At 48.7% G+C, this 19,476-nt stretch carries 13 protein-coding genes; 11 read left to right on the top strand and 2 right to left on the bottom strand.

Annotated elements, in window-relative coordinates:
- The first annotated feature begins 4 nt into the window (after nt 1–4).
- From CI595_RS04355 to folK, 10 genes are all read left to right on the top strand, one after another.
- On the top strand, nt 5–1,345 hold the full coding sequence (locus tag CI595_RS04355; RefSeq protein WP_095172068.1) for a 5-bromo-4-chloroindolyl phosphate hydrolysis family protein: 1,341 nt from the start codon (nt 5–7) through the stop codon (nt 1,343–1,345).
- Between the two features lie 180 nt (nt 1,346–1,525).
- A complete protein-coding gene (locus CI595_RS04350; RefSeq protein WP_095172067.1) occupies nt 1,526–2,668 on the top strand; it encodes a toxic anion resistance protein in 1,143 nt (380 codons plus the stop codon).
- A 72-nt stretch (nt 2,669–2,740) separates the two neighbouring features.
- On the top strand, nt 2,741–3,796 hold the full coding sequence (gene ispG / locus CI595_RS04345; protein WP_095172066.1) for a flavodoxin-dependent (E)-4-hydroxy-3-methylbut-2-enyl-diphosphate synthase: 1,056 nt from the start codon (nt 2,741–2,743) through the stop codon (nt 3,794–3,796).
- 25 nt (nt 3,797–3,821) lie between these two features.
- Nucleotides 3,822–8,378, top strand: a complete 4,557-nt coding sequence (locus tag CI595_RS04340) for a PolC-type DNA polymerase III (protein WP_095172065.1) — start codon at nt 3,822–3,824, stop codon at nt 8,376–8,378.
- 94 nt (nt 8,379–8,472) lie between these two features.
- The gene (locus CI595_RS04335) at nt 8,473–8,778 is read left to right on the top strand and encodes a DUF4143 domain-containing protein (protein ID WP_095172064.1); all 306 of its coding nucleotides are present in this window, start codon (nt 8,473–8,475) and stop codon (nt 8,776–8,778) included.
- Between the two features lie 89 nt (nt 8,779–8,867).
- Complete coding sequence (locus CI595_RS04330; protein ID WP_095172063.1) at nt 8,868–10,160, top strand: bifunctional folylpolyglutamate synthase/dihydrofolate synthase; 1,293 nt, start codon at nt 8,868–8,870, stop codon at nt 10,158–10,160.
- Nucleotides 10,161–10,163: 3 nt separating this feature from the next.
- Nucleotides 10,164–10,718 carry a GTP cyclohydrolase I FolE gene (folE, locus tag CI595_RS04325; protein ID WP_095172062.1) on the top strand — a complete coding sequence of 185 codons (555 nt, stop codon included), beginning with the start codon at nt 10,164–10,166 and terminating at the stop codon, nt 10,716–10,718.
- Between the two features lie 258 nt (nt 10,719–10,976).
- Nucleotides 10,977–11,480 carry an HD domain-containing protein gene (locus CI595_RS04320; protein WP_330397240.1) on the top strand — a complete coding sequence of 168 codons (504 nt, stop codon included), beginning with the start codon at nt 10,977–10,979 and terminating at the stop codon, nt 11,478–11,480.
- A 158-nt stretch (nt 11,481–11,638) separates the two neighbouring features.
- Nucleotides 11,639–12,457: a dihydropteroate synthase gene (folP, locus tag CI595_RS04315; protein ID WP_095172061.1), complete on the top strand. Its 819-nt coding sequence runs from the start codon at nt 11,639–11,641 to the stop codon at nt 12,455–12,457.
- A 4-nt stretch (nt 12,458–12,461) separates the two neighbouring features.
- Nucleotides 12,462–13,292, top strand: a complete 831-nt coding sequence (folK, locus tag CI595_RS04310) for a 2-amino-4-hydroxy-6-hydroxymethyldihydropteridine diphosphokinase (protein WP_095172060.1) — start codon at nt 12,462–12,464, stop codon at nt 13,290–13,292.
- 336 nt (nt 13,293–13,628) lie between these two features.
- On the opposite strand, the gene CI595_RS04305 is transcribed toward folK, so the two are convergent.
- Nucleotides 13,629–14,147: a hypothetical protein gene (locus CI595_RS04305; protein WP_095172059.1), complete on the bottom strand. Its 519-nt coding sequence runs from the start codon at nt 14,145–14,147 to the stop codon at nt 13,629–13,631.
- A 286-nt stretch (nt 14,148–14,433) separates the two neighbouring features.
- Complete coding sequence (locus tag CI595_RS04295; protein ID WP_095172058.1) at nt 14,434–15,528, bottom strand: pyridoxal phosphate-dependent aminotransferase; 1,095 nt, start codon at nt 15,526–15,528, stop codon at nt 14,434–14,436.
- A 400-nt stretch (nt 15,529–15,928) separates the two neighbouring features.
- On the opposite strand from CI595_RS04295, the gene CI595_RS04290 reads away from it, so the two are divergent.
- Nucleotides 15,929–19,471, top strand: coding sequence for a DUF5717 family protein (locus CI595_RS04290; protein ID WP_187143996.1), 3,543 nt, complete (start codon nt 15,929–15,931; stop codon nt 19,469–19,471).
- Nucleotides 19,472–19,476: the final 5 nt, after the last annotated feature.

The raw sequence follows: 19,476 nt of genomic DNA, 5'->3' as shown, positions 1-19,476 counted from the left end.
AAAAATGGCAAATAATGATTGGAATAATCTGGGCAGGGATATTAAGGATATCGTACAGGATGCCCTGGACACAGGAAACTTTAACCGGTTGAACCGGGACTTGGGTGCTACGCTGGAAGACGCCCTCAGTAATGTGGCCAACAGCGTGAAAGACGCGGCAAAAAGCGGCATGGACCAGGCCAAGAACGGTATGAATCAGGGACCGGGCTATAAAGGCCCCGGGCAAAACGGCAGGTCTTACGGAGGACCCGGCTCCCGCAAAACTTACGCGGGCAGTTCCTCATGGAATGACAGGAGCTATTCCCGGGACGGGACGCAGACAAGGCCAAGGTATCACTACCCGGAAACAAAACGTGTGAAGGAGGCAAGAGAAAAGTTTGCCCTCTATATAAATACCAGCGGACCAAGAGCCATGGGTATATTATTTACCACACTGGGCTTTGCGCTGCTGGCTATGTTTGGCGTTACGCTGACTGTGCTGGGAATCTGCTCGCTGTTCATAGGTTCCCTGGCGGAGAAAATGGGGATATTTGTCTCTGTGTTTGGTCCCGCAATAGGGATCAGCGGTATCATGGGGATCTGTGGGAATAAGCTGAGAAAAAAAGTGAACCGTTTCCGCTCCTACATACACACCCTGAACGGCAGGACGTATGCGGAAATTTCAGAGCTGGCAAAGGGCGTCAGAAAACCGGAGAAATTTGTCCGCAGGGATCTGAAGCGGATGATCAAGAAATATATGTTTCTGGAAGGCCATCTGGATGATTCGGGTACCTGTCTGATCACCAGTGACGAATCTTACAAGCAATATCTGGAGACAAAGAAACAGGCGGAGATCCAGCAAAAGACAAAAGAGCAGGAGATCAAAAAAGAAGAGGAAACAGCGGGAGACGGGGATCTATCCAAAGAAACCCGTGAGGTTATAGCGGAAGGCAATGCCTACATGGAACAGATACGGAAGAGCAATGACGCGATTCCGGGCGTGGAGATATCCAATAAAATGTATCATCTGGAAAATGTGATCCGCCGGATCTTCAAACGTGTGGAACAGCATCCGGAGCTGATCGATGACCTGCACAAATTTATGGATTATTATCTGCCCACCACAGTGAAGCTTCTGCAGGCATATGAAGAGCTGGACAAACAGGACGTGGAAGGCGATAATATTAAAACCGCAAAGAAGGAGATTGAAAATACACTGGATACCATCAATCAGGCATTTGAAAACCTTCTGGACAGCTTTTTCAGGGATACAGCCTGGGATGTATCCACGGATATATCTGTTCTAAAAACTATGCTGGCACAGGAAGGTCTCACCGGCGGCAAAGATTTTCAAGAAGATAAGTGAGATTTCTCTTGCATCTATAGGCGGAGAGATGAGTCACCGAAAATAAAGTTAATGGCAGTGGCGGGCGGAGCGGATTCGGTATCCCCTACTGACATGAGGCAGATCAACATTTGGATATAAATGCAGCCGTACTCTGTGAAATTACCGAGGCGTGAAATGAAACCAAAGAAGGAGTAAGAGATGAGTGACGAATTCAAGGATTTTACAGTAACACCCACACTGACATTTGATGCGCCAAAGGAGGAGGCGCCGGTTGTGGAAATAAAAAAAGAGGAGCCGGTGGAGCCGCAGCTTGACGAGAGTGTGCTCTCCGAAGCGGAACGGAAAATGGTGGATGATTTTTCAAGACAGATTGATATCCGCAATTCCGCAGCCATTCTGCAGTATGGGGCAGGCACCCAGAAAAAGATGGCGGATTTCTCAGAGGAGGCTCTGGAAAAAGTAAAGACAAAGGACCTGGGTGAAGTAGGAGACCTTCTGGGCGATGTGGTGACACAGCTCAAAAGCTTTGACGCGGCCGAGGAGGAAAAAGGCCTGCGCGGTTTCTTCAAACGCGGTTCCAACAGAATAGAAGCCATGAAGACAAAATATGCCAAGGCTGAAACCAATATAGGAAAGATCGTACAGACCCTGGAGCAGCACCAGATTCAGCTTATGAAGGATGCTGCCACCATGGACAAGATGTATGCGCTGAACCTGAACTATTTCAAAGAACTTTCCATGTACATTTTGGCAGGAAAGAAGAAACTCCAGGAAGTGAGAAATACAGACCTTCCCCAGCTTATGGACAAAGCCCAGAGGAGCGGCCTTCCGGAGGACGCCCAGGCAGCCAAGGACTTAGATTCCATGTGCCAGAGATTTGAAAAGAAGATCCATGACCTGGAACTTACCCGCATGATCTCCATTCAGACGGCACCCCAGATCCGTCTGGTACAGGGTAATGATACCCTGATGGCGGAGAAGATCCAGTCCACCCTGGTAAATACCATTCCTCTGTGGAAAAGCCAGATGGTCCTGGCCCTGGGTGTGGCTCATTCCTCGGAAGCTGCAAGGGCACAGAGACAGGTAACAGATATGACAAATGCCCTGCTCCAGAAAAATGCGGAGACACTGAAGATGGCTACCATCGAGGCTGCAAAGGAATCTGAGAGAGGCATTGTGGATATCGAGACTCTGAAGCATACAAACGAGTCACTGATCAGCACATTTGATGAGATCATGAACATCCAGAAAGAGGGACACCAGAAGCGTATGGAGGCAGAGGTGGAGATGAACCGTCTGGAAGGGGAACTGAAACAGAAACTCTTAGAGATCAACCGGTAAACAGAAGCGGGCGTGTTTGGGCTAAAAAGCCCGGACACGCTCAAACACGCTTATTATACAGGAGGCAGTAATATGTATCGTGACCATACAAAAGTGGTGCAGATAGGTGATAAAAAAATAGGCGGGGGAAACCCTATCCTGATCCAGTCCATGACCAATACAAAAACAGAGGATGTAAAGTCCACGGTGGCACAGATCCTGGCTTTGGAAGCAGCAGGGTGTGAGATCGTCCGCTGTACGGTTCCGAGCCGGGAGGCGGCAGAGGCCCTTGGGGAGATCAAGAAACAGATCCATATTCCCCTGGTGGCTGACATTCATTTTGATTACAGGATGGCTGTTGCGGCCATGGAGAACGGAGCCGACAAGATCCGTATCAATCCGGGCAACATTGGAGGGCCGGAGAAGATAAAGGCCGTTGTGGACACTGCAAAGGAGCGGAATATCCCCATCCGTGTGGGCGTTAATTCCGGTTCTCTGGAAAAAGAGCTGGTGGAGAAGTATCACGGTGTGACTGCGGAGGGGCTTGTGGAGAGCGCGCTTGACAAGGTGAAGATCATTGAAGCTTTTGACTATGACAACCTGGTGATCAGTATCAAATCCTCAGATGTGCTCATGTGCGTCAAAGCCCATGAACTTTTGGCAGAGAGGACGAACTATCCTCTCCATGTGGGAATCACAGAAGCGGGCACCCTGTACTCCGGCAATATCAAATCCGCTGTGGGCCTTGGCATCATTTTGTATCAGGGGATCGGTGACACCATCCGGGTATCCCTGACCGGAGACCCGGTGGAGGAGATCAAGTCAGCAAAGAGGATCTTAAAGACCCTGAATCTCCGAAAAGGAGGTATAGAGGTGGTGTCCTGCCCTACATGCGGAAGAACGCAGATTGATTTGATCGGACTTGCAAACCAGGTGGAGACCATGGTGCAGGAGTTTCCGCTGGACATTAAGGTGGCTGTTATGGGCTGTGTGGTCAATGGCCCCGGTGAGGCAAAAGAGGCGGATATCGGTATCGCAGGCGGCAAAGGTGTGGGTCTGCTGATCAAAAAGGGTGAGATCATCCGAAAAGTTCCGGAGGCAGAGCTTCTTGGAACCCTTCGGCGGGAACTGGAGAACTGGGAGAAATAGTGTTTTACGGAAAGGAAGCTTAAAGATGGAAAAGAATTTTCTGGATGTCTTCCCCAATCTGGAGGTGGGGCAGGAGCTGGCTGCCCTGCTGGAAGAGGTAGTGGTGACAAAGGTTGCCGTCAATCCGGAAAAAGACCATATCAGAATCTATATCCGGAGCAGACAGTGGATTCATAAAAAATATATCTATCTCCTGGAGGAGACCATACGGAACCAGTTCTTTCCCGGTGTACCCATGGCAGTGAAGATCATAGAAAAATTCACTCTGACCGGCCAGTATACGCCAAAGCTTTTTTTTGACGCATACCGCGCCTCCATGTCCATGGAGCTGAAAAACTACAGCATTCTGGTATATAATATGTTCCGCACTGCCCAGATCTCCTTCCCGGAGGAACAGAAGATGGAGCTTAAAATGCAGTCCTCTGTGCTGGCTAAAAGCCGGGAGGAGGAACTTGTCTCTTACATTGAGAAGGTGTTCTGTGAGCGCTGTCCCTTTTCCCTGATCGTGGAGCCTGAATATGTGGAAGCCAGCGAGAGCAAGGTCCGCAAAAACAGTGAGATTCGTATTATGCAGGAGGCTGCTCACGTGATTGAGCAGTCTTCTTTCGGGCAGCAGGATGACGGGGAGGATTACCCGGAAGAAGGAGAATCCTCCGCTGTCCAAGGTATCGGGGAAGGCAAAAGTACAGACGGAAAAGAAGCGCCTGCTGATAAAAAAACGGCAGAAGGCGGGAAAAAGGACGACAAAGACAAGAAAGATCCCAAAGGCGGAAAAGACGCAAAGGGCAAAAAAGCATTCGGAAAAGGTGACCGCAGTTTCGGTGATTACAAACGGAGCATCAAACGCTCCGATAATCCCGATGTGCTCTATGGCAGGGATTTTGAGGATGAGACGATTCCTCTGGAAAGCATCCAGACAGAGATGGGTGAAGTCTGTATCCGCGGTCAGATCATGACGCTGGAGACCAGAGAGATCAGAAATGAAAAGACCATCATCATTTTTGCCATCACGGATTTTACGGATTCCATCACAGTGAAGATGTTTGCCAGGAACGACCAGGTGGAAGAGATCCTGGGGGGTGTGAAGGAGAAAGCTTTCCTGAAGCTGAAGGGCGTTACCACCATTGACCGGTATGACAGTGAGCTGACCATCGGAAGCGTGGTGGGCATCAAGAAGATCGCCCCCTTTACCAGTTCCAGGGCAGATACCAGCCCGGAAAAAAGAGTGGAGCTTCACTGCCACACGAAGATGAGCGATATGGATGGTGTGTCAGATGCAAAGGCCATCATCAAGCGCGCCTATGAGTGGGGGCACAGGGCCATTGCCATTACAGACCACGGGGTGGTGCAGGCTTTCCCGGAGGCAAACCACTGCTTTGATTCCTGGGGCGGGGTAGTGCCCCCGGATGCGGATTTTAAGGTCATTTACGGTGTGGAGGCATATCTGGTAGATGACATGAAGGGGATTGTGCAGAACAGCAAAGGACAGTCCATGCGGGGGACCTTTGTGGTATTTGATATAGAGACAACGGGTTTTTCCGCGCTTCGTGATAAGATCATCGAGATCGGTGCGGTCCGTGTGGAGGACGGCAAGATCGTGGGCCGGTTCTCTGAGTTTGTAAACCCCAGAATCCCCATTCCTTTCAGGATTGAGAAACTCACCAGCATCAATGACAGTATGGTAGCAGGTGCAGAGAGCATTGACGTGCTGCTTCCAAAATTCGTGGAATTTTGCAAGGGGGCTGTCATGGTTGCCCACAATGCGGAATTTGATATGAGCTTTATTGAGAAGAACTGTAAGGATTTAGGGATTGAGACAGATTACACGTCCGTGGACACTGTGGGAATGGCACGTTTCCTGCTTCCGCAGTTAAACCGTTTTAAACTGGATACTGTGGCGAAAGCAGTGGGCGTTTCCCTGGAACATCACCACAGGGCTGTGGATGACGCGGAGTGCACAGCCCAGATCTTCCAGAAATTTATCACCATGTGTGAAGAACGTGATATCGGTACCCTGGATGAGCTTAACGAGAAGGGGGCTGTATCTGTGAACGCAGTGCAGAAAATGCCCTCTTACCATGCCATTATCCTGGCTAAAAATGATACGGGCAGGGTGAATCTCTATCATCTGGTGTCAGATTCCCATCTGATCTATTATCACAGAAGGCCCAGAATACCCAAGAGCCTGTATCTGAAATACCAGGAGGGGCTTATGATAGGTTCCGCCTGTGAGGCAGGGGAATTGTACCAGGCAGTCTTAAACGGCAGGCCCGAACCGGAGATCGCCAGGCTGGTGAACTTCTATGACTATCTGGAGATCCAGCCTATCGGCAACAATGCCTTTATGCTGCGGGATGAGGACAGGACAGATATCCAGACAGAGGATGATCTGAGGGATGTCAATAAGAAGATCGTGAAGCTTGGGGAGATGTTCAATAAGCCCGTGGTGGCCACCTGCGACGTGCATTTCCTGGACCCGTCGGACGAGGTATACAGAAGGATCATCATGGCTGGCAAGGGCTTTGACGATGCGGATTTACAGCCGCCCCTGTACCTTCATACCACGGAGGAGATGCTGGATGAATTTTCCTATCTGGGAAGTGAGAAGGCTGAGGAAGTTGTTATCACCAATCCAAACAAGATCGCGGATATGGTGGAGAAGATATCCCCGATCCACAATGGTAAATGTCCCCCTGTCATTGAAAATTCAGATGAGATGCTGCGAGAGATCTGCTACAGCAAGGCTCATGAGATATATGGGGATGAGCTTCCCAAAGTGGTTGAGGAGCGTCTGGAGAGGGAACTGAACTCGATCATCTCCAACGGATATGCGGTTATGTACATGATTGCCCAGAAACTGGTGTGGAAGAGTAACAGTGACGGTTATCTTGTAGGTTCCCGTGGTTCCGTTGGTTCTTCCTTTGCTGCCACCATGTCAGGTATCACGGAAGTTAACCCTCTAAGCCCTCATTATTACTGTCCTTCCTGTCATTACTGTGATTTTGATTCCGAGGAGGTGCGGGCTTACTCCGGCAGGGCCGGCTGTGATATGCCGGATCAGAATTGTCCGGTGTGCGGAAAGCCCCTGACAAAAGAAGGGTTTGACATTCCCTTTGAGACCTTCCTGGGATTTAAGGGGGACAAAGAGCCGGATATTGACCTTAATTTCTCCGGAGATTACCAGGGTAAGGCCCACCGTTATGTGGAGGTTATCTTCGGCGCCGGACAGACCTTCAAGGCAGGCACCATCGGTACCCTTGCGGAAAAGACAGCCTTTGGTTATGTGAAGAATTATTTTGAAGAGCGGGGAAGCCGGAAGCGGTACTGTGAGATTAACAGGATCGTGCAGGGCTGCACAGGAGTCCGCAGGACCACGGGACAGCATCCGGGGGGTATCATTGTTCTTCCTATTGGCTGGGATATCGAGGAATTTACCCCGGTGCAGCATCCGGCCAATGATATGAGCAGCGATATTATCACCACCCATTTTGATTACCATTCTATTGACTCCAACCTGCTGAAGCTGGATATACTGGGACACGATGATCCCACAATGATCCGTATGCTGGAGGATTTGACCGGCATCAATGCCAGGGAGATCCCTCTGGACAGTAAAGAGGTTATGTCTCTTTTCAAAAATACGGATGCATTGGGGATCACACCGGATGATATCAGGGGCTGCCCTCTGGGCTGCCTGGGTGTTCCGGAGTTCGGAACCGATTTTGCCATGCAGATGTTAATTGACGCCAATCCCACCTCGTTTTCTGACCTGGTGCGTATTTCCGGCCTTTCCCACGGTACAGACGTGTGGCTGGGAAATGCTCAGGATCTGATCAAATCCGGGACGGCGACCATTACCACCTGTATCTGTACACGAGATGATATTATGATATATCTGATCAACAAGGGGCTGGAGCACGGGCAGGCGTTTACCATTATGGAGAGCGTGCGTAAAGGAAAGGGGCTTAAGCCGGATTGGATCGATGATATGAAGGCACATGATGTGCCGGACTGGTATATTGAGTCCTGTAAGAAGATCAAGTACATGTTCCCAAAAGCCCATGCAGCGGCTTACGTTATGATGGGATGGAGAATTGCCTACTGTAAGATTTACTATCCGCTTGCATACTACGCAGCATTTTTCAGTATCCGTGCAACTGCCTTTTCCTATGAGCTGATGTGCCAGGGAAAAGAAAAGCTGGAGTATTTTATGGACGACTATGAGAAGCGCAAGGATACCTTGAGCAAGAAGGAACAGGACACATACAGGGATATGAAGATCGTGCAGGAGATGTATGCCAGAGGATTTGAGTTTCTGCCCATTGACCTTTATAAGGCCAATGCCCACACCTTCCAGATCATGGATGAGAAGCTGATGCCCGCCCTGGATACCATAGAGGGCCTGGGAGACAGGGCCGCCGATGCCGTGGTGCTTGCAGCGGAGGAGGGAGAATTCCTGTCAAAGGACGATTTCCGCAACAGAACCAAGGTCAGCAAGACGGTAATTGATCTGATGGATGATTTGGGATTGTTCGGTGATCTGCCGGATTCCAATCAGATGTCATTGTTTGATTTTCAGTAAAGAAAAATGGAGAAGCTTTCTATCCCAGGGGATGAGAAGGTTTTCTCCTTTTTTTAAGAATAATGTTAAATAACACGTTTATTCATTGGAAAAAATGACGGAGAGCGAACACTTCAGGGGGATCTTTGCAGAGAATTATGCAGCATGTGCTTTACGAACAAATAGTTATGAATTATATTATTGGGAATCTGACGGTTCGGCAGAGGTGGATTTTCTGATCATTCGTGATGACCATGTGATCCCGGTAGAGTGCAAAGCCGGAGATCATGTAAAGGCCAAAAGCCTGATGGTCTATAAAGGAAAGTATAAACCCGCTTATAGTATCAGAATTTCATCCAGGAATTTTGGGTTTATGGATGGAATAAAGTCTGTGCCTCTTTATGCAGTGTTTTGTATTTAAAACATTTCTTGAATACACAAGGGAAAAGTAATATAATGGGAACGATAAAGAGACGGACAGAAAAGAGGGCCGCCTCGGATAGGAGAAACATGAATTACGAAGAAGCAAGAGTATATTTGGACGAAGTGTCCAAATACGGAAGTGTACTTGGTCTGGATAACATGAGAGAGCTGCTTGGACGGCTTGGTAATCCCCAGGATGATCTGAAGTTTATCCACATTTCCGGTACCAATGGAAAGGGGTCAGCACTCTCATATATGTCTACAATCCTTTCCGGAGCGGGCTTTCGGACGGGCCGGTACATATCTCCGACCCTATATGCTTACCGGGAACGGATTCAGGTGGATGGGGTGATGATAGACAGGGAATCCCTGGCTGCCCTGGTGACGGTGGTCAAAAAGGCCGTGGATGCTATGGAGGCGGAGAATAAAGGGAACCCGACTGTGTTTGAGGTGGAGACTGCCCTGTCCTTTTTGTATTTTAAGGAGCAGAAATGTGATATAGTAGTGCTGGAGACCGGACTTGGAGGAACGCTGGATGCCACCAATGTGGTGAAGACCACAGTGATGGAGATGATTTCCTCCATAGGTATGGACCACATGGAATTTCTGGGCGGTACACTTCAGGAAATCGCGGAGAATAAAGCGGGGATCATCAAGCCTCACACATGGGCGGTGAGCGCGGAACAGGACCAAAAAGCGGCAGAGGTGATCAAGCGGGTATGCCGTGAAAAGGACTGTAAGCTGTCGGTCGTGGACCCGGATGCTTTTCAGGATGTACATTACGGTTATGAGAAACAGACTTTTACATATAAGAATTGGAAAGATGTGGAGATCACCCTGGCGGGCACATACCAGGTAACAAATGCAGCCCTGGCTCTGGAGGCTGTGGAGGCGCTGCGGAAACTGGGGTATTCCCTGACAGAGGAGCAGGTCCGAAAAGGCATGAAGGCGGCCTTCTGGAGAGGACGCTTTTCTGTCATCCACAAAAATCCGGTGGTAGTCATAGACGGTGCCCACAATCCGGCCGCGGCCAAGGTGTTGAAGGATTCCCTGGAGACCTATTTTCAGGGGAAAAACCTGCACTTTATTATGGGCGTTTTCGCGGACAAGGATTATCAGAGTGTGATCGAGATGACGGCACCCCTTGCAAAGCATATTATCACTATAGAGACACCGGGTAATCCCAGGGCACTTTCTGCCGTGAAGTTAAAAGAAGCTGTGGAAAAGGTAAACCCCAGCGTGGAGGCAGCAGGCAGCATACGGGAAGCCGTGGAAAAAAGTATGAAAAATGCACAAAAAGATGACGTGATCGCAGCGTTTGGCTCTCTGTCCTTTTTAGGGGAGCTTGACCGGGAAGTACAGTCCATGGAGGGAGAATAAAACATGAACCAGGATAAGATAAAAGAGGGAGTACGCCTGATTCTGGAAGGGATTGGGGAGGATATAAACAGAGAGGGACTTTTGGAGACACCGGACAGGATTGCCCGCATGTATGAGGAACTGGCTGCCGGATATTCGGATGATGCAGCAGCGCATCTGAAGAAGCGTTTTCATGTGGACAACAATGACATGGTGATGGAAAAGGATATTCATTTTTATTCCTTCTGTGAGCATCACATGCTGCCTTTCTACGGGAATGCAGCCATTGCCTATATTCCCAACGGGGAAGTAGTGGGACTTAGCAAGATCGCCAGGACCGTGGAGGTCTTTGCCAAGAGATTCCAGCTTCAGGAGAGACTGACAGCCCAGATCGCGGACGCCTTTATGGAAGAACTGAAGCCCAAGGGCGTGATGGTGCTGATACAGGCAGAGCATATGTGCATGACCATGCGGGGAATTAAAAAACCGGGAACCAGAACCGTATCTGTAGTAACCAGAGGTATCTTTGACAACAATGAAAGCCTGCAGAATTCCTTCTATAGAATGCTGGACTGCTGACAGAGGCTGTTCATTGTTACGATTCACAGCCCTGCAAAGAATGCAGTTCTGTAAACAGGAACACGCTTCGCGATGCACAGATATGGAGCATTCAGCCCCATATCGCGCTGGCTGTCTCGGGATTTTCATGCGCAAGCGCATAAAAACACCTGGCGGGATAGCAGCCGTGAATAGTAATTATTCATTTCCTTTGCAGGAAAAGTTCAGCGGTCCTGAAGTGTGTTTGAAAATTCATTCCAGGCAGAAGGGAACAAAAAAGTGACAGATAACAAAGAGGATATGACCCGGGTGAATCGGATCTGGAATCACCCGGATTATCAAAAGAGTTTACATAATATTGAAGATTTGGAGAAAGAACGGATTTTCTGCGGACATGACGTCCAGCATTTGCTGGATACGGCAAGGCTTGCATATATTGAAGATTTGGAACTGAGTCTTGGGATCTCAAAAGAGATCATATATGCGGCAGCGCTTCTGCATGATATCGGAAGAGGCCTGCAGTATACAGAGGGGGTTCCACACCATGAAGGCGGAGTGAAGATTGCAGCCCCTATCCTCAGCGCGTGCGGCTTTTCAGACAGGGAGACAGAGGAGATCCTTGAGGCCATCGGAGGCCATAGAGACGTTTCAGTGAAGAGCGGAAAGGATCTGGCCGGGATTCTTTACCGCGCGGACAAAAGGTCCCGGTGCTGCTTTTCCTGCCCGGCAGAGGCGGAGTGTAACTGGAGTATGGAAAAGAAAAATATGCGGCTGACTGTGTGAGCGTTATGATACACAAACTGCAAAAGACGCAGTTCTGTAAACAGAGACCAGCAAAATTTTTATAGAAGCAAACAGAAATACAGGAAAAAAAGGTTACTGTCCACTCCGTGCCCAGGGACAGCAGCCTGTGACAGTAACGAAAAAGGAGACAAGAAGAAATGAAGATCGGAAACAGAATCTTTAACACGGAACATGACTGCTATATTATGGGAATTTTAAATGTGACCCCGGACTCCTTTTCAGACGGCGGAAAGTGGAATGATATGGAGCGGGCAAAACAGCACGCAGCAGACATGATCGCAGAGGGGGCTGCCATTGTTGACGTGGGCGGAGAGTCCACGCGTCCGGGACACCGGCAGATAACCGTGCAGGAGGAAATCGACCGGGTGGTACCCGTCATAGAGATGCTGAAACAGAATTTTGATATTCCCGTATCCATTGACAGCTATAAAAGCCAGGTAGTGGAAGCTGCCTTAAAAGCAGGCGCTGATATGGTAAATGACATTTGGGGCTTCAAATACGACAGAAAAGTGGCAGAGCTGACGGCCCGGTATCAGGTCCCCTGCTGTCTGATGCATAACAGAGAGAAGGCAGAGTACACGGATTTCATGCAGGATATGTGCCGGGATTTAAGAGAGTGCGCCGCTATCGCAAAAGAGGCCGGTGTGGCAGATGACAGCATCATCCTGGACCCGGGCGTAGGGTTTGGAAAGAACTATGAACATAATCTGGCTGCGATCCACCATCTGGAAATGCTGCGGGAGATGGGGTATCCCGTTCTTCTGGCAACCTCCAGAAAATCCGTGATCGGCAATACCCTGGACCTGCCTGCCGACCAAAGGGTGGAGGGAACACTGGTTACCACTGTCATGGGCGTAGAGAAAGGTGCTGCCTTTGTCCGAGTCCACGATGTGAAAGAAAACCTGCGCGCCATACGCATGACACAGGCAATTCTGCGGGAGAGAAAGGGAATATAAACATATGAATCCGGAAAGATACGATAAAATCACCATAGAAGATTTGGAGATATTTGCAAACCACGGTGTGTTCCCAGAGGAAAATAAACTGGGCCAGAAATTCATGGTATCCGCCATACTGTACACAAATACACTGCGTGCAGGCAGAACCGATGAACTGGCAGCATCCATTGACTATGGTGCTGTGAGCCATTTTATCACTTCTTACATGCAGAAGCACACCTTTAAGCTTCTTGAAGCTGCAGCGGAGCATCTGGCAGAGGAGATGCTCAGAAGCATCGCCCATCTGGAAGCAGTCACCCTGGAGATCAAAAAACCCTGGGCCCCTGTGGGACTTCCGCTGAAAACCGTATCCGTGAAGATAACCAGGGGATGGCATACCGCCTATATTGCCCTTGGTTCCAATCTGGGAGACAAGAAGGCATATCTGGATATGGCGGTGGAGGAACTGGACAAGACGGAAGGTTGTCAAGTTCTGAAGGTATCAGAGTATCTGGTGACCGAGCCCTATGGCGGCGTAGAGCAGGATGACTTTTTGAACGCCTGCCTCAGTATGCGGACGTTGTACGATCCGTTTCAACTTTTGGAGCGGATGCATGAGATTGAGCAGGCAGCCAAAAGAGAACGGCTGGTACACTGGGGACCGCGAACACTGGACCTGGATCTGCTGTTATTTGATGATGAGATCATAGATACAGAAGAGCTGAACGTGCCACATGTGGAAATGCATCTGCGGGATTTTGTGCTGATTCCACTGGCGGAGATCGCTCCTTGGAAAATCCATCCCATCCTTGGCAAGACAGTGAGGCAGTTGGCTGCGGAATTAAAGAGATGAGGAGGGGATAAGGCGGACGGAAGGTGATGGGAGAGGGCCGGTGCTGGCTCATTTGTGGTGAATGGAAACTTGCAGATGTTGTGGTAAAGGAAGAAGGTGATAATCCTTTTATTCGTATCTGTAAACAGTTTAGCACAAGAAAAGGCGGTTGTATTCTGCGGCGGTCTTGACATCATCTGCGCCTCATGCTATGAAGTGGTTAAGGGGGAACAAAGTTCCCTCATTGCACTAAAAATGCCAATGTCTAATTTTGAAAAATTCAAAATGGGGGATTGACAGGACGGAAGAAATGGCTTATTATTGACAATAAGAAATGGGTTTTCACCGTACATCTTGCTACGGCTTGCTCGTTTCTTTTTTTATTGCCAAAATATCATACAAATATTTCCTGCCATTTTCGGCATGGTTAATCAGAAGTCGGGCATGAAAGATATTGTATCTGACAAGCACATTCCCCTCATAGATGGGAAGGGCAAAGCGGATATCATACCGATACCAGCCGTATTTCGCATTTTTATTGTGTTTTTCCTTGTGGTTTTCTTCAAAAGCCGGATTAGATGCTATCTGTATCAGTTCTGGTATCGCAGTGGCGGCGTTTGCCTTCGCCTTTGCATTTGCACCCATAAGGCTTTTCCTGCTCTCTGATTCCGTGTATTCTTCAGGCAGTTCACTACCAATATAAATACGCTCCGCATTTTCCTCAATCTCGTAATAGTCTCCGACATATCCTTCAAGATACTGCTTTACATCATCCCAGTCAATTTGGCGTTTGCCCTTGAAACGGATATCGTTAATCAAGACCAACTTTTTACCGTCTGCATCAGTTATGATATTTACATTTCTGTTTTCAATCATCGCTTTTGTTCCCCTTTTTCTTTTCCTTTGATTTGTAAACATTAAACTGGTTCTTACACTTCTGGCTGCAAAATTCATTTCCCTTCCTTCTTGCGACAAAGGCTTTTTTACAATGTTTGCACATATGCATATCACTGTCCTTATCCGTAAGCATGAAGGGAAAGCACATCTGCACCATGATCAGCAGCGAATGGAAATCCCATACGATAACGGGTCAAATGGGAAGTATAGGAAATATTATAAAGGATATGCGTATGACACGCATCCCGTCCGTTCCCCCATCTCCTTACAACAATTCCTTGAAAGCCCCAATCAGCTCATCATTTTTCTCCGGACTCATCACACAGAACCTCACATAGGAAGAATCCAAGAACGGAAACGTGGAACAGTCACGAATCATAAGCCCCTTTCTTATACAACAGTCAAACAGCATATCTGAAGTGACATCCTCCTTCAATATTTTCAAAAGAATAAAGTTCGTGCAGGAGGGATAGACCTTCACAGTATCCCATGCGGACAAAAGTGAAAGCAGCCGCTCCCGCTCTGTGGTGATGAGGGTGCGGGTCTTTTCTATATAATCCTTGTCTGAGAACATGATGCAGCCGGCGATCTCGGCCAGGCTGTTGATGGTCCAGGGGTTCTTTTTTGTATTGATGTATTTTAATAAGTCCGGATTTCCCGTTACAGCATAGCCCAGTCTCAGCCCGGGGGCTGCGAAAAATTTGGATATCCCTCTTAATACGATCAGGTTATTGTAATTGTTGGTCAGAGGAATAGAGGATACTTTTAAGTCATCCGGGGCGAATTCCGCATAGGTCTCATCCACCATGACAGCTATGCCGTACTGCAGGGCAGCATCCAGGATCTTCCGCATGTCTTTTCTGGAGATGGCGGAGGCGGTGGGATTGTTGGGATTACATAGTACCAGCAGGTCCAGGCCGTCTTTCATCTGGCTGCACAGGTCGTTTACATCCATCTGGAAGTTGTTCTCCTCCTTCAGAGGATAATAGAGGGTATGTCCGCCTTCCAGTGCGATTTCCCTCTCGTATTCTGAGTAGGTGGGACCCAGGATCAGTGCTTTTTCCGGGTGGGTGGTCTGGATGAACAGGGAGATCAGCTCTGTGGAGCCGTTGCCCACAATAATGTTCTCAAACTGGGCACCGGTATAGGCGCAGATGCTTTTGCGCAGTTTTGCGTAGTCCCTGTCCGGGTAGGTGGTGATGGCGTCCACATGGCTTGCCAGTGTCTCCCTTAAAAGGGGAGAGATGCCAAGAGGATTTACATTGGCGGAAAAACTGGTGATGTCTTCCTTTTTGATACCATAGATCTCTTCGATTTTTTCCAGGTCGCTGCCGTGGAAGTGGTCTTTATGTTTCAGCATAAGTATGCCTCCGTTTCCGTGAATTTTCATATTTATAGAGTTTTAGGAGGGGCAGCAGAGGTTGCACCCCTTGCATTTGTAGTGTATAATTGTACTATTCAGGACTTGGCCTGAAAAAAATATATACTTACCCACATTATAGCGGGATATAATAAATAGTTCAACATAATAATCGGTTACCTGCCAGAGTGTGTTTGAAAATGTACGCATTGTGCAGCATCCCTTTGGGAAAATACTTCCCGAAACATTGGCCTGTGAACCGTAACTTGAAAATTGCTATCGGCAAGATGTGCGTCACACTTTGTGGGAAATGCCATTTTGATCGTATTTGCTGCCCATGCCGAAGCCGGCATGGTATTGTGCGTGGATGGAAACAGAATAGATAACGGGGTAAAATACATTGAAGAGAAGAATAGAACAACTGATAAATGGAAGATTTGAATACGAGGTTCCCGGCCTTTTGTTGTCCAGGGAAGAGATCAGGGAAAGTACAAAGGCAGGGGAAAATATCAGGGGAGAGCTGATGATAGCAGCAGAGAACGGGAGCCGCATTAAGGGGATCGCCTATTCTTCCCACCGTCGTTTTCTTCTGGGAAAAGAGCGTTTTACCGGGGAGAAGATAGAGATTCCCTACGGAGCAGATGTAAAAGGCCTGAATCCGGGGGATTCCTTTGAAGGAGAGCTGGTTTTAAGCACCAGCATCGGAGAGTACAGGATTCCTTTTGCCATCCGGGTGGAACCCTGCAGGATCAAGACCTCTGCAGGCTCTATTAAGGATTTGGATGCCTTTGCAGAGCTGGCGAAAAAGGACTTTAAAGAGGCTTACCACCTGTTTTTGGATGACTCTTTCCCGGAACTTTTGAAGGAGGACCAGGAGGTGCTGCCTTATTATTATGCCATGGCGAAGAACCCTGTGACATGGCAGCATCTGGAGGAATTCCTCATCGGAACAGGCAAAAAAGAGCCTGTAAAGCTCCATCTGGAACAGGAAAAACTGGAGATCTATGAAGTGCAGAGTTCCCTCATGGATACAGTCCGGGTACGCAGGAGCGGATGGGGGTATCTGAAGGCCGCTGTGAGTGTGGAGGGCGACTTCCTGGAGGTGGAGAAAAAGTCCATCCGCGACGAGGATTTTATCGGCAGTGTCTATGAGCTGCAGTACATTATCCGCAGGGAGAATCTGGGGCACGGAAGGAACTACGGAAGGATCTGTATCAAAACCGTTTACCAGACCCTTGTATATGAGGTCATGGCCTCCAAGAGCGGGAAGATCCAGGTAAATGTCACTGCCTATGAGAAGAAAAAGAAACTGGAGCTTTTAAGAGATTATCTGGATCACAGCCTGGAGAAGCTGTCTAAGAGCCAGTGGGAGAGTAAAACCCTGGGTCTTTTAGCAGAACTCAAGGAGACAGGGCACTATACCACGGAGCACCAGTTGTTTGAAGTGTGGTTCTACCATGAATGCGGGGAGGACGGCAAAGCGAGGGAAGCGCTTGACAAGCTGAAGGACAACAGCCGGATTGAGGCTGAGGAGGAACTGGAGGGCGTCTATCTCTATCTGGAAGATGTGCTGGGCTGCAGCCAGGAGATCCGGGAGAAGATGGTGGTGCGTCTCCACCAGCTTTACCAGCGCAGGGAGGATAGTTTCCTTCTTCTGTACATTCTGCTGAAAACAGACTCTGAGCAGGTGCGTACCCAGTCCAAGAAAATCTATCTGCTGGAGGAACAGTACAGAACCGGCTGCAGAAGTCCATTTTTGTATCTGGAAGCCTGCCGGATAGCGGCAGCCGACGGTGCACTGCTGCGCAGGATCAGTCCTTTTACCATTCAGGTGCTGCTCTTTGCCATGCGTCATCACATCATGACAGAGGAGATGGCTTTCCGCGCCACAGACCTGGCAGGCCAGATGAAGGAATACAGCCAGAAGGTCTATGAGATCCTGGAATACATCTATGAAAAATATCCCTCAACAGCCGTGGTGCGCTCTATCTGTATGCTGATCATGAAGGGCAATCCCAGAAAAAAGGAATATTTCCGCTGGTATGAGCTGGCAGTGGAAAAAGAGCTGAAGATCACAAGGCTGTATGAGTACTATATTGAGACTATGAGCCGCAATTACCAGAAGATGCTGCCTCGTATGATACGCATGTATTTCAGTTATAACAATACCCTGAGCGATGCAAAAAAGGCATTTGTTTACAGCAATGTGATACGCAACAAGGAAGTGGATAAAACTACTTATTTGAGCTATAAAAGCAGCATGGAACAGTTTGCCTGTGAGAAACTGAAGGAAGGCCGGATGAATGAGGATTTTGCGGTGGTGTACCAGGAATTCTGCCTGAATTCCCATGATCCTGCGGTTAAGAGGGCGCTTGCGAAAGTGCTTTTTACCCACAGGCTTTTCTGTGATGACCCTAAAATACGTCGGGTGATCGTCCGTCATGCGGCATTTCGGGAAGAACAGGTTTATACCTGTACGGATAAGGTGGCTTATGTGTCCATTTATACCCCGGATGCCAGGATCGTTTTTGAGGATGACAGGCAGAGGCGCTATATCCAGACCATAGATTACAATATCCAGCCGCTTCTGGAGAGAAAGGAGCTGGCACGGCAGCTTTTAGCGGAGGGTATCAGGACACCGGGACTTCTTCTCTATACCTGCGGAGAGCTGAATCATGAGAACCCCATAACCAGAGATAATATCTCCTGTATCCAGGATGTTTCCGGGGAGGATTGTTTTTCTGAGGATTACAGACAGAGAGTGCGCAAGCGCCTGCTTCTTTACTATGAGGAGCACATGGACAACGATAATCTGAAAGACTATCTTCGGGAAATGGACTTCCACAGCTTTGCAAAGGTCAACAAGAGCCTGCTCATCACCATTTTGGTGAAACAGGGAATGTATGTGGGGGCCTATGACCTGCTGTGCGAGTATGGTTACGAGGAGATCGATCCCAGGGACCTGCTCAGGCTGTGCAGCCGCATGATACTTAACCTGGAATTTGAGTACGAGGAAGAACTGCTTCTTTTGGCTCACCATATATTTAAGGAAAATACCTATGATGAGGTGGTCCTCGAATATCTGACCAAATACTATGAAGGCCCCGTGGATGAGATGATCCGGGTGTGGGAGCGCTCCATGGGATTTTCCATAGAAGCCTACGAGCTGGAGGAAGATATTCTGACATACAGCATGTTCACTAGGCTTTACCACCCCGGGGATGCCGCGGTCCTGAAAGATTATGTGAAATTAAGCGGCAAGGAGCAGGTGATACTGGCCTATCTGACCTTTGTCTCCTTCCAGTATTTTGTGGGGGGAAAAGAGGCGGAGCCGTTTATTTTCCGTTCCTTGGAGCATGTGAGGAAAAAGGGATGGGAGTATGACATTATCTGCGACCTGGCTCTTCTCAAATATTACGCAGGGGAAAACAAGTGGGAGGAAAGCAGGCTTTCGACAGCCCGCTCCATCTTATCCGTATGCGGAAGAACCGGGCTTAAATTCGCCTTTTTCCAGGAGCTGCCCAGGACTCTTCTGCAGAGTATGCAGCTGGAGGACAAAGTATTTGCCCAGTGCCAGGCAAGCCCCAGGGCGGATGTGACGATCCACTACCGTATGCTGCAGGCAGACCGGGAGCCGGGAGATTTCAAAAGCGAACCCCTGAAAAACCTGTATCAGGGTATCTATAATAAAGAATTTATCCTGTTTTACGGGGAAGTGCTGGAGTATTATTTTACTGTTGCACAAAAGGGAGAGACCCATGAGACGGAGAAGAAAAAGTTAACCGTTCCCACAGCAAAACTGGATGGGACCACAAAATACCAGATGATCAACCGTATGCTGGCGGCAAGACAGCAGGGAAGAGAACAGGAGCTTATGGAACTGCTTGGACAGTACAGGCAGCAGGAAGAATGGGTATCCTCTCTCTTTGAACTGATAGAATAAGGAGG

Origin of the sequence: Blautia hominis (assembly GCA_002270465.1) — a bacterium.
GTDB classification, from domain to species: domain Bacteria; phylum Bacillota; class Clostridia; order Lachnospirales; family Lachnospiraceae; genus Blautia; species Blautia hominis.
This window is presented reverse-complemented; position numbering and strand designations above follow the sequence as displayed.

Excerpts from the sequence above, each read along its gene's own strand:
- CI595_RS04330 (WP_095172063.1), top strand. The coding sequence starts at position 8,868 with ATGAATTACGAAGAAGCAAGAGTATATTTGGACGAAGTGTCCAAATAC.
- CI595_RS04335 (WP_095172064.1), top strand. The coding sequence starts at position 8,473 with ATGACGGAGAGCGAACACTTCAGGGGGATCTTTGCAGAGAATTATGCA.
- folP (WP_095172061.1), top strand. The coding sequence starts at position 11,639 with ATGAAGATCGGAAACAGAATCTTTAACACGGAACATGACTGCTATATT.
- CI595_RS04340 (WP_095172065.1), top strand. The coding sequence starts at position 3,822 with ATGGAAAAGAATTTTCTGGATGTCTTCCCCAATCTGGAGGTGGGGCAG.
- CI595_RS04350 (WP_095172067.1), top strand. The coding sequence starts at position 1,526 with ATGAGTGACGAATTCAAGGATTTTACAGTAACACCCACACTGACATTT.
- folE (WP_095172062.1), top strand. The coding sequence starts at position 10,164 with ATGAACCAGGATAAGATAAAAGAGGGAGTACGCCTGATTCTGGAAGGG.
- CI595_RS04295 (WP_095172058.1), bottom strand. The coding sequence starts at position 15,528 with ATGCTGAAACATAAAGACCACTTCCACGGCAGCGACCTGGAAAAAATC.
- ispG (WP_095172066.1), top strand. The coding sequence starts at position 2,741 with ATGTATCGTGACCATACAAAAGTGGTGCAGATAGGTGATAAAAAAATA.
- folK (WP_095172060.1), top strand. The coding sequence starts at position 12,462 with ATGAATCCGGAAAGATACGATAAAATCACCATAGAAGATTTGGAGATA.
- CI595_RS04305 (WP_095172059.1), bottom strand. The coding sequence starts at position 14,147 with ATGATTGAAAACAGAAATGTAAATATCATAACTGATGCAGACGGTAAA.
- CI595_RS04355 (WP_095172068.1), top strand. The coding sequence starts at position 5 with ATGGCAAATAATGATTGGAATAATCTGGGCAGGGATATTAAGGATATC.